This is a genomic window from Acidovorax sp. HMWF029 (genome assembly GCF_003060895.1).
Taxonomy (GTDB): Bacteria; Pseudomonadota; Gammaproteobacteria; order Burkholderiales; family Burkholderiaceae_C; genus Acidovorax.
In genome coordinates this window covers 3,203-13,672 of record NZ_QAIH01000176.1, presented here as the reverse complement: position 1 = coordinate 13,672, position 10,470 = coordinate 3,203, and the positions used below count along the sequence as shown (strand labels likewise).

At 67.3% G+C, this 10,470-nt stretch carries 11 protein-coding genes and 1 pseudogene; 7 read left to right on the top strand and 5 right to left on the bottom strand.

The features are described from left to right. The 3 genes and pseudogenes from DBR12_RS22815 to DBR12_RS12250 form a co-directional block, all read left to right on the top strand. Positions 1-885: pseudogene (locus DBR12_RS22815) on the top strand (site-specific recombinase); the annotation flags it as partial. Positions 886-1,059: 174 nt separating this feature from the next. Beyond that, positions 1,060-2,319, top strand: a complete 1,260-nt coding sequence (locus DBR12_RS12255) for a cation:proton antiporter (protein WP_108617497.1) — start codon at positions 1,060-1,062, stop codon at positions 2,317-2,319. Beyond that, positions 2,309-3,433: a YbdK family carboxylate-amine ligase gene (locus DBR12_RS12250; protein ID WP_108617496.1), complete on the top strand. Its 1,125-nt coding sequence runs from the start codon at positions 2,309-2,311 to the stop codon at positions 3,431-3,433. The genes DBR12_RS12255 and DBR12_RS12250 overlap by 11 nt, the downstream gene beginning before the upstream one ends. 24 nt (positions 3,434-3,457) lie before the next feature. On the opposite strand, the gene DBR12_RS12245 is transcribed toward DBR12_RS12250, so the two are convergent. Together DBR12_RS12245 and DBR12_RS22015 are read right to left on the bottom strand one after the other, a co-directional pair. Beyond that, entirely contained in the window at positions 3,458-3,856 is a 399-nt protein-coding gene (locus DBR12_RS12245; protein WP_108617495.1) for a tautomerase family protein, read from the bottom strand. Then, positions 3,838-4,059: a hypothetical protein gene (locus DBR12_RS22015; RefSeq protein ID WP_146185526.1), complete on the bottom strand. Its 222-nt coding sequence runs from the start codon at positions 4,057-4,059 to the stop codon at positions 3,838-3,840. Before DBR12_RS22015 ends, DBR12_RS12245 begins: the two co-directional genes overlap by 19 nt. Positions 4,060-4,171: 112 nt before the next feature. Here DBR12_RS22015 and DBR12_RS12240 point away from each other — a divergent pair, with 112 nt between their 5' ends. The 4 genes from DBR12_RS12240 to DBR12_RS12225 all read left to right on the top strand — a co-directional run bounded on the left by DBR12_RS12240 (position 4,172) and on the right by DBR12_RS12225 (position 7,030). After that, positions 4,172-5,068, top strand: a complete 897-nt coding sequence (locus DBR12_RS12240; RefSeq protein WP_108617494.1) for a LysR family transcriptional regulator — start codon at positions 4,172-4,174, stop codon at positions 5,066-5,068. A 99-nt stretch (positions 5,069-5,167) separates the two neighbouring features. Beyond that, entirely contained in the window at positions 5,168-6,142 is a 975-nt protein-coding gene (thiL, locus tag DBR12_RS12235) for a thiamine-phosphate kinase (RefSeq protein ID WP_108617493.1), read from the top strand. A gap of 126 nt (positions 6,143-6,268) precedes the next feature. Continuing rightward, the gene (locus tag DBR12_RS12230) at positions 6,269-6,472 is read left to right on the top strand and encodes a DUF2892 domain-containing protein (RefSeq protein WP_108617492.1); all 204 of its coding nucleotides are present in this window, start codon (positions 6,269-6,271) and stop codon (positions 6,470-6,472) included. Between the two features lie 6 nt (positions 6,473-6,478). Next, the gene (locus tag DBR12_RS12225) at positions 6,479-7,030 is read left to right on the top strand and encodes an RNA polymerase sigma factor (protein ID WP_108617491.1); all 552 of its coding nucleotides are present in this window, start codon (positions 6,479-6,481) and stop codon (positions 7,028-7,030) included. 24 nt (positions 7,031-7,054) lie between these two features. On the opposite strand, the gene DBR12_RS12220 is transcribed toward DBR12_RS12225, so the two are convergent. From DBR12_RS12220 to DBR12_RS12210, 3 genes are all read right to left on the bottom strand, one after another. Continuing rightward, positions 7,055-8,371, bottom strand: coding sequence for a ferric reductase-like transmembrane domain-containing protein (locus DBR12_RS12220; RefSeq protein ID WP_233244420.1), 1,317 nt, complete (start codon positions 8,369-8,371; stop codon positions 7,055-7,057). Between the two features lie 164 nt (positions 8,372-8,535). Beyond that, entirely contained in the window at positions 8,536-9,717 is a 1,182-nt protein-coding gene (locus tag DBR12_RS12215) for a twin-arginine translocation pathway signal protein (RefSeq protein ID WP_108617490.1), read from the bottom strand. 37 nt (positions 9,718-9,754) lie between these two features. After that, positions 9,755-10,470 (bottom strand): epimerase (locus tag DBR12_RS12210; protein WP_233244419.1); only part of this gene is annotated, 716 nt, incomplete at its 5' end.

Genomic DNA, 10,470 nt, shown 5'->3' with positions numbered 1-10,470 from the left:
GGCGGGTTCATGGCGGGCGTCAACTATGCCGTGAGTTTTGTGCTGATCCAGCTGCTGCATTTCACGGTGGCCACCAAACAGCCCGCCATGACAGCCCCCGCCATGGCGGCCAAGCTCAAAGAACTGGGTTCGGGCGATGCCATCGAGTCCTTTGTGGACGAGATAACGCACTTGGTGCGCTCGCAGGTGGCGGCCGTGCTTGGCAACGTGCTGGTGGTTTTCCCGGCCGTGCTGGCATTGGCCACGGCGATTGCACTGGCCACCGGCGCCCCGGCCATCAGTGAAAAACAGGCCGAGCATGTGTTCGAGTCCCTGCACCTGCTCGGCCCTTCGCTCTTGTTTGCGGCCTTTACCGGGGTGTTGCTGTTCGCGTCGAGCATCATCGCGGGCTGGACGGAGAACTGGTTCGTACTTCATCGCCTGGACTCGGCCATGCACTACAACCCGCGCATCATGCGGCTGCTGGGGGCCGAGCGAGCAGCTCGCTGGGCCCGCTTCCTGCGCGAAAACCTCTCGGGGTTCGCGGCCAACATCTCGCTCGGTTTCATGCTGGGCCTGGTGCCCGTCTTCGCTGCATTTTTCGGGCTAGGGCTGGACGTGCGACACGTCACACTGTCCACCGGCCAGGTGGGCGCTGCCAGTGCAGTGCTGGGGCTGCAGGTACTGCACATGCCCGCCTTCTGGTGGGCGGTGGCCTCGCTGCCGTTCCTCGGCGCCTTGAATGTGTCGGTGAGTTTCTATCTGGCTTTCCGTCTTGCGCTGCGTGCCCAAAACGTGAGCGGCGTGGACCGCTCGCGCATCTACGCAGCCATCCGCGCTCGCATGCGCGCAGCGCCGCTGAGCTTCTTCAAACCCGAGCGCACCCCCCCCACCGGCGCAGCATAGCGGCAGGACAACGGCAGCAACCACCGCCGCTGTCCTACACGAGCGATGTGCTTGCGCCTGTAAATTACGGGGACCGCTTCCAAGCACACCCCCTCCCATCGGCGCAGGGCATGTGTGCACGCCCCTTCAAACCACCGGGCACACTTCGCCCGTCTGACGCAGAGGTCCCATGACATGAATGAAATCCTGAGCTTTTGGGCGCAGTGGCTGCGCCCCTCGGCCGGGCTGCCAACGGTGCAATGGTCGCTGCTGCTGGCCTTGGCCGCCATGGCGGGCTACCTGACCCAGCGCCACACCGGCCTGCCCAAGGTGGTGGGCTATTCGCTGGTGGGCACGGCGGCGGGCTTGGCAGGCTTCAGCGGCGCAGTGTGGCCGCTGCAAGGAATTGGCCTATTTCTGCTGGAGTTAGGCGTGGCCATCGTGCTTTTTGAATGTGGCGGGCGCATTCCTCTGCGCTGGTTCCGCCACAACCCCATGGTGCTGGTGCAAAGCATTGCAGAATCGGTGCTGACATATTTCGCGGTGTACTGGGTGCTTGTGTGGCTGCAGCTGCCCACCCAAGCGGCTGGCCCGCTGGCCCTGGTGGCACTGGCGGCATCTCCTGCGGTGCTGACCCGAGTGGTGGCCGATACCCGTGCTGCGGGTCCGGTGACCGAACGCGCCATTGTGCTCACCACACTCTCCACGCTGTATGCACTGACGCTGGGCAGCGCCAAGGCCGAACTCATCAACCGCCAGAGCCTTACGGTTCTGGAGGCCGTGTCTCCCGTAGTGGTGGTGCTGGGCGTGTCGATTGTGGTGGCCGCCGTGCTGGCCCTGGTGCTGCGCATGGCGCTGCGCTTCATGAGCCCCACCAGCGAAAACACGTCCATGCTGTTCCTGGCCCTGGTGGCTGCAGGCACGGCAGTAGCCGCACATATGGGTGGCTCTGCACCGCTGGCCGCGCTGCTGGGAGGCATGCTGCTCAAGCAGCTCAACCCGCGCCCCTGGGCCTGGCCACGGCAGCTGGGCAATGCATCGTCCCTGCTCACCATGCTGATGTTTGTGCTGGTGTCCACCGTGGCGGCGCAGGCCGACTGGAGTGCGCCGGTGGCTGGTGTTGTGCTGGCACTGATCGCTGTGCGCCTAGTGGCCAAGGCCACCGGAGTAGCGCTGGGCAACGTCGGCAGCGGCGCGAGCTGGAAGCAGGCGCTGTGGCTGGGCTGTGCGATGACGCCCATGTCGTCCATCGCGCTGCTGATCGCCTCGCAGTTCGTGCTGGCGTCGCCCTCCACCGGCCATGTGATTGCCGGTGTAGCGCTGCCCGCCATCTTGCTGATGGAGGTTTTTGGTGCCGTCATCGCCACCGTGGCCATTTACCGTGCGGGCGAAAGCTCCAAACCCTGGGCGCCCCTGACCCGCAGCAGCAACGGAGAGTCCCCCCGTGAGTCTTGAAGCTTTCACCCATTCCGAGCCGCTGACGCTGGGCGTCGAGCTGGAGCTGCAGTTGGTCAACACCAACGACTACGACCTCGCCCCCTACGCCGAGGACATGCTGCGCCTCATGAAGAAAACCCCGCTGCCCGGTAGCGTGGTGCCCGAGATGACGAACAGCATGATCGAAATCTGCACCGGCATCTGCCACTCGGCCAGCGAGGTGCTGGGCCAGCTCACGCCCATCCGCGATGCGCTGGTCAAGAGCGCGGACAAGCTCAACATTGCCGTGGTCGGCGGCGGCACACACCCCTTCCAGCAATGGCACGAGCGCCGGATCTACGACAAGCCGCGCTTTCGCGAGCTGTCCGAGCTGTATGGCTACCTGTCCAAGCAGTTCACCATCTTCGGCCAGCATGTGCATATCGGCTGCCCCGATGCGAACGCCGCACTGCTGATGCTGCACCGCATGAGCCGCTACATCCCGCACTTCATTGCACTGTCTGCATCGAGCCCCTATGTGCAAGGCCAGGACACGGCATTTGATTCGGCCCGCCTGAACTCGGTGTTTGCCTTTCCGCTCTCCGGCCGAGCACCGTTTGCGCTGACCTGGGACGACTTCACGACCTACTTCAACAAGATGACGCGCACCGGGGTGGTCAAGAGCATGAAGGACTTCTACTGGGACATCCGCCCCAAGCCCGAGTTCGGCACCATCGAGATCCGCGTGTTCGACACGCCCCTGACCATCGAGCGCGCCGCCGCTCTCGCCGGCTATGTGCAGTCGCTGGGCGCGTGGTTCCTGGCCGACCAGCCCTTCATTCCCGAAGAAGACGACTACCTCGTGTACACCTACAACCGCTTTCAGGCCTGCCGCTTTGGCATGGACGCGGTGTATGTGGACCCAGCCACGGGAGACCACATGCCGCTGCGCGAACACATCCTGCGCACCATGGACAAGATCGCCGGGCACGCTGCAGTGCAGGGCGCATCGAGCGCCATGCACATGCTGCGCACCGAGGTCGAGGCGGGACAGAACGATGCCCGCTGGCTGCGCCAGCGCCAGAGCGAAGAGCAGTTGCTGGCCGAGGTGAGCCGCCAGGCTGCGCAGCGTTTCCGCGGCATCCCTGCCTGACCGCCTCAGCGCGCCATCAGCCCGTCACACCGCCAGCGCCAGCTTTCGCGCCTTCTGCGTGCGCCCGCCATAGCCCCAGTCGCTGGCGGGCAACTCCCGCACCACCACATAGCTGGCCATGGCCAGCGCGCCGTCTCCGGCCAGTTGACGCTGCAGTTCTGCAAAGGCGGCTGCGATGAAGGCAGCCTTTTCCTCCTCGGTGTTCGTGCCCTGCGTGATGCTGATCTCCAGCAGGGCGGTGGGCTTCTCGACAGGCTCCCCACCAATGTGCCAGCGTGCAGCAGGCAGGTCGTCAATGACTACGGCCGTCACCTCGCGGCGTTTGCCCAGCAGGCGCACTGTCAGGTCGGTGAGCGCACTGGCCAGCTGCCGGTAGCGTTCGGGGTTTTGCAGCGGGGCGAGTTTCAGAGCGAGGGTTGGCATGGTTTGGGGGTCTCCGGGGTAGGTGGATTCGAGAGCGTGGATGGGGTCCGTAGCGCCTGAAGAAACCGACGGCCCATGCGCTGGAGCCTGCGCGCCACCCAGGCATGGGCTTCGCGAATGGCCTCCTGGCGCAACTGCATGGCGTGGCGCTCGGCCAGGCCGCGCAGGCGCTGATAGTCGTCGGGGTACAGATGGGGGTCCATGGCATTCCTTTCGGGGTGAAGCCACTGTAGGCAGCACAGGGAGCGCCGGAAACCGCGCACCGCGCAAGACCGTTTTGCGTCCGGCGCAAAGCCCCGCCGTTACCATCGCCCCATGCGCGACATCCGCTTTGAAGACATGCACCTTTTTGTGCGCGTGGCCGACCTGGGATCGCTCTCGGCAGTGGCGCGCGAGCGCAATGCGCCCGTGAGCCAGGTATCGCGCACCCTGGCGCGCATCGAGAAAGCCTGCAGCGCGCGGCTGCTGCACCGCACAACCCATGGCCTCACGCTCACGGCCGAGGGGCAAACTTTTCTGGACTATTGCCGCCGCATCACCGGCACACTCGACGAGCTGGAAGGTGAGTTCGCCCAGCAAAGCGGCCAGCCCAGCGGCTGGGTGCGCGTGGCCTCCAGCTCTGTGGTGGCCGAATACTTGCTGATTCCCAGCTTCGAGAGCCTACAAAAAAAGCACCCGCATCTGCGCGTGGAGCTGCAGGTGGACGACCGCATTGCCGACATGGTGCAGGGTGGCATCGACATTGCCATCCGCACCGGCCCGCCGCTGACCGACACCGTGGTGGCGCGCCCGCTGGGCACGCTGGCCCGCGCCCTGTATGCCACGCCCGGCTACCTGCAGGCGCACGGCGAGCCCCAGCACCCCGATGACCTGCGCCAGCATCGGCTTATCACCAACAGCGCGGTGGCATTTCTGAACCACTGGCCGTTCCTGATCGATGGAACACCCCAGGTGCGGATGGCCGAAGGCCACTGGCGCTCGGGCAGCACGGCCATCACCGCACGCTTGGCGCTGCAGGGCTTGGGCATTGCACGCCTGGCCACGGTGGTGGCCGCGCCTCTGGTGCGCCAGGGCCAGCTCGCGCCCGTGCTGGCCCCGTTTGTGGACCTGCAACCCAGCCCCATCCACGCGATCACGCTCACCCGCAAGCACAGGCTGCCCAAGATCCAGGCCTGCATCGACCATTGGGCGCACTGGTTTGAACCGCGCTAATGCGCCACTACGAATTGCTCTGAACACACATGCCGCCCAAGTTCTACCGCCCCCGGCTCCATGGCTGCTGCGCACGTACTGCGCCCGAGAGGCACTGCCATGGGTGAGTTCGACCTGATTGCCCGCTACTTCACCCGCCCGGTGCGCAAAGCCGCCCTCGGCGTGGGCGACGACTGCGCACTGCTGCACCCCGCTCCCGGCATGCAGCTGGCCATCTCCAGCGACATGCTGGTGGAGGGCCGCCACTTCTTTGCCGATGTGGACCCCGAGGCCCTGGGCCACAAGGCGCTGGCCGTGAACCTGTCGGACCTGGCGGCCTGCGGCGCCAAGCCGGTCGCGTTCACCCTGGCACTGTCATTGCCCCGGGTGGATGAAGCCTGGCTCGCGGGCTTTTCGCGTGGGCTGCTGGCACTGGCCGATGCCCACGGTTGCGATCTGGTGGGCGGCGACACCACGCAGGGCCAGCTCAACATTTGCATCACGGTGTTTGGCGAAGTGCCCCCCGGTCAGGCCCTGCTGCGCAGCGGCGCACAGCCCGGCGACGACATTTACGTCAGCGGCACGCTGGGCGACGCCCGGCTGGCACTTCAGGCGCTGCTGGGCCACACCCCCCTGCCCGCCGAGGTACTGGCCCGCGCGCGCCAGCGGCTGGAGCGGCCGACTCCGCGTGTGGCCCTGGGCCTGGCCCTGCACGGCGTGGCAAGCAGTGCCATGGACCTGAGCGATGGCCTGCTGGGCGACCTGTCGCACATCCTGAAGGCCTCGGGCGTGGGTGCGCAGATCGACACCCACATCACTTCCAATTTGATAGCTGAAAAGTCTTTCCTGTCGCGCGGAAACGGTCATTTTGACCTTGAATTTCTCCGACAGTGCACCCTGGCGGGCGGCGACGACTACGAACTGGCCTTCACCGCGCCCCCTGCGCAGCGCGACGCCGTGGCCGCCGCATCGCTGACCAGCAGCACGCCCGTCACCCGCATCGGCACAGTGCTGGCCGAGCCCGGCCTGCGGCTGGTGGACGCGCAGGGCAAACCCGTGGAAAACCGCTACGCCTCGTTCGACCATTTCCGGTAACGGGCAGCAGTGACCGGCTGCGACTTTTTTTCGCAAACCATGAATCCTTTTGCGAAACCCGGCGCTCTTGGTGGTGGAGGCGCCCTGTGCTGGCCTCTCCTTCACCCCACCCAGGAGCTTTTCACTATGCTGTACCGCAAGAACATCACCCGCCCCGAAAGCCTGTTGCGCGTTGTGGGGGGCGTCGCCCTCATCGCTGCAGGCTTGTGGTGGCTGTCCGCATCGCCCCTGGGCCTGGCACTGGCCGCCTCGGGCGTTGGCAGCATCCTGAGCGGCGCCTTTGGCTACTGCCCCGCCTGCGCCATGAGGGGTCGCAAGCCTGTCGAGTGATCTGCTATGGCCGCCACCACCCCAGCGCCCACCGTGGCCCAACTGCTGCCCGCAGCGCGCAGTGGCGACGCCGTGGCCATGGAGCAGCTGCTGCGCCTCACCCGCCCCGACATCCGCCGCTATGCGCTGCGCCACTGCGCCGCCACCACGGCGACGGACGACGTAGTGCAGGAGGCGCTCATCATCGTGTACCGCCGCGTGGGCGCGCTGCGCGAGGTAGCGGCGTTTGGCGGGTGGGTGGTGCGCATCGTGCAGCGGCTGTGCATGCAGCCCATGCTGGCCTGGCTCAAGGCCGAGCCGCTGGCGCAGGTGGAGGACAACCTCGCCTGGTCGCACCGGCCCGACCACGAACTGCGCCACGACCTGGCACTGGCCATTGACTCACTGCCGCCCATCTACCGCGATGCCTTGCTGATGCGCGACTTCGAGGAGCTGACCATTGAGGAAATTGCGCAGCGGCTGGGCGTGACGCGTGAGGCGGCCAAAAGCCGCCTGCACCGCGCGCGGGCGCTGGTGCGTGAGTACCTGGTGCCCGCGGACCGCTCCAGCACCACGTAGCACGATGGCGGGATGCAACCCGCTTCAACGCATCTGGAACAGCTCCTGGTGAAAGCGCGCAGACGGGCGCCCCAGCTGCTCCATGCCCCGGCGCACCGCCTCGGCAAACCCCTGCGGCCCACAGAACCACACACTCGCCGACGGGCTGGTGCCCGCCAGCAGCGCAGCCGGTGTCACGGGCCCAGCGTCGTCGCTGTGGTGCACCTCCAGCGTCACGCTGGGCAAGCGGGCGCACAGCGCAGCCATGCGCTCGGCAAACACCGCCTCGCCCGCATGGCGCACGCAGTAGTGCAGGTGCACCCGGGGCGCCAGCGCGGGCGTGGACTGCAAGGATTCGAGCCAGGCCATGAACGGCGTGGCACCAATGCCAGCGGCCACCCACACCTGCTCCGGCGCGCTGTCGCTGCGAAAGTCAAAGCAGCCATACGGCCCCTCGATGCCGACCTGCTGCCCCACGCCGACATGCTGCGGCAGCTGGCGGGTATGGTCGCCCAGCGCCTTGATGGCAAAGCGCAGCACACCATCGCCCTGGTCGGCGTTGAGCAGGGTGAACGGGTGTGCGCCCTCGGCGCGGCCCAAGGTGACAAACGCGAACTGCCCCGCCGTGTGCTGCCAAGCGCTGGCGGGGCTGACCTGGCACGCCACCTCCAGCACCCCCGCCCCTTGTGGCGACACGCTCACCACGCGCGCTGTATGGCGGCGGCTGCGCCCAATGGCCCCGGCCAGCGAGCGCACGGCGCACAACACACCCACCAGCGTGCACACCCCCACCAGCACGCCCGCAGGCTGCCACCACCAGGCAGGCGGCGTGAGCACCACCGCATGGAAGGCCAGCACCAGGTACACCACGGCCAGCAGCTTGTGCAGGTAGCGCCACACGTGGTACGGGAACCGCTGCCACAGTGTGATGACCAGCATGGCCGCGAGAAACCAAACGGCCCATTCCCCCACCTCCTCGGCCAGGTGGCGGAAGGTGTTGAGCCACCAGTCCGCGCGCGGCGTGCGCACCGGGCGGCCCACCCAGTCGGCCAGCAGACTGCGCGACAACTGCAGGCCATAGTGCAGCAGCGCCAGCACGATGGCCCCAATGCCCGCCCACTTGTGCAGGCGGTAGCTCTTGTCCAGGCCAGCGAGCGGCTTTTCGAGCCACGCAGGCCGCACGGCCAGCACCATGATCAGCGACATGAGCGCCCAGGCCGACACCCCGGTGAGCAGGATCAACTGGTTGCGCCACCACCAGACGTTGCCCCACGCAGGCGGCGCGGGCTGGGGCACGATCAAAGCCAACATCCACACGCCGATGGCCACCGCCAGAGCGCGCCCTAAAACCTTCTTCCACATCACCAGCCCCACGATTTATTGCAATGCAGCAACTGTAGAAACCCGCGATGAACGCCACCTGAACGGTGTGTGAAGCAGCGGCAAAGCGCGGCAGCTTGTGGCCGAAGGTTGATCTGTATCAGCCCTTTGCTTTGCAGCAAGGGCAAGGGCTGCCCGCCAACGAATCACGCCCGCACAAAACGCGCCAGCGGCCTGCGCGGCGTGGCAGGCACCTCGCCCTGCGGGTAGCCCATGCGGCAGAACATCTGCACCGTGGGCTCCTGGGGTGTGCGTGGCGCGGGCCGCCCCAGCACCAGCTGGTGCACGCGCTCGAAGTGCGGGGCCATTTCGGGAAACTCCTGCACCGCCTGGCTCATGGGGTGCATGCCCACGCCCAGCGCCGTCGCCTGCAGCTGCTGGCGCACATACAGGCGCCCGGTCTGGACCTGGTCGCTGCGCGTGTTGGGGCCGGTGATCCACACAAAACCCATGGCCGTGCGGCTGTGGCCTTCAAAACGGCCCATGGCACTTTTGTAGGCCGCGCTGCCTTCGGCCGGGGGCTGGGTGCGGTCGAACATGCCCAGGGCCGACACTGCGCGCACAAAGGGCGTGTTGATCGAGATGCCGTCGCGGTGCTGCAGGATCTCGGACGGGCCCACGCGGGTGAGGTGGATGCTTTCCATCATGGTGCGCGGCGTGAGCAGCTCGACCTTGGCGGATTCCCAGCACAGCGTGCGCAGGGCAGGCAACTGCTCGGCAGCCACGGTGCCGCCCACGCGCAGCGGCGTGTGGGTCTGCGTGCTGTTCAACAACTGCGCCAGCAACTCAGGCGCCACGGGGCGGGTGGTGTCGAAATCCGTCTTGGGCGTGCGGCGCAGCAGCACCTGCGCAAACAGCGGGTCGGGCTGCCCCCCGGGCTGGAGGGTGATGCGCGCCACAGGCCGGTCATCCCAGTCCTTCAGCGCCGTGGGCAGCTCGCCCTGCGGCCACAGCAATACGTCACAGGCCACGCCCTGCTGGGCCAGGGCCATCACCAGCAGCTCCAGAAACGCGCCGTGACCGATCAGGATCTGGCGGCCCAGCGGGTCGGTGTGGGGCAGCACGCGCTCCCGGTCGGTGCGCAGTGTGATGACGCCCTGCTCGCGCAGGTCCACCAGCCAGGGCTGCAGGTTGTGCGGGTTGGGCGCGGTGATGGCGTAGGCCACGGCGCGGCGGCGCACATCGGTCTCGCCCACCGGCCCCTTCCAGGCCTCGACCGCCTCGGCGGGGTAGTGCTCGCCTGCGGTGCCACAGGCGACCAACGTGCCCGCGGTGGCGGCGGCGATGGTGCCGCCACCGGCCAATCGGATGAAGTTTCGACGGTTCATGGGAATGCTCCAGTGATACAAGGGAAGGGTTGTGTTGTCATGCCAGCACGGCGCGGGGAGTGGGCGAAGTCACCAGCCCCAAATCCGCCAGCGCCTGCCGCACGGCCTGGTCGAAAGGGGTGTGGGGCTCGTCACCGATCAGGGCGCGCAGGCGGATGTTGTCCAGCCGGTGGGGCGTGGTCCACAGGTAGCGCATGTCGGCCAGCGCTGCGAACGTGGGCACCACCCACCCCATCACGCACAGCAGCGGCCACGGCAACCGGCCCACCCGCAGCGCGCCTGCGGCAGGCAACCAGCCCTGCTCCGCCGCAATGGCCGTGAAGCTGTGCAGCCACGGCTGCGCTGTGGCGTGGTGGCCTGCGAAGTGCAGGCACTCGAACGCGGCCAGCCGGTCACGCTCCTGCGCCACGCGCACGAAGGTGCGGGCCAGATCGGGCAGATAGGCCCAGGGCGTGGCCACGTCCGGTGGGCCGGGCCAGGTGATGCGGCCCTGGGGCAGATCCTTGGCAATGGCCTGGTCGATCCAGCTGCCCGTGCCGCTGCCAAAGAAGTCCCCGGCGCGCAGCACGATGGCGCGCATCTCGCCCCCTTGCGTAGCGGCGTGCAGACGCTGCTCCAGCTGCACCCGCATCCGGCCCTTGAAGCCGGTGGCCGCCTGGGGCGTGTCTTCGCGCAGCAGGGGCGGCATGGCTTCGCCAAAGTTGTAGACATTGCCGGGCAACATCAGCGTGGCACGCAGCTGGCGGGTGACGG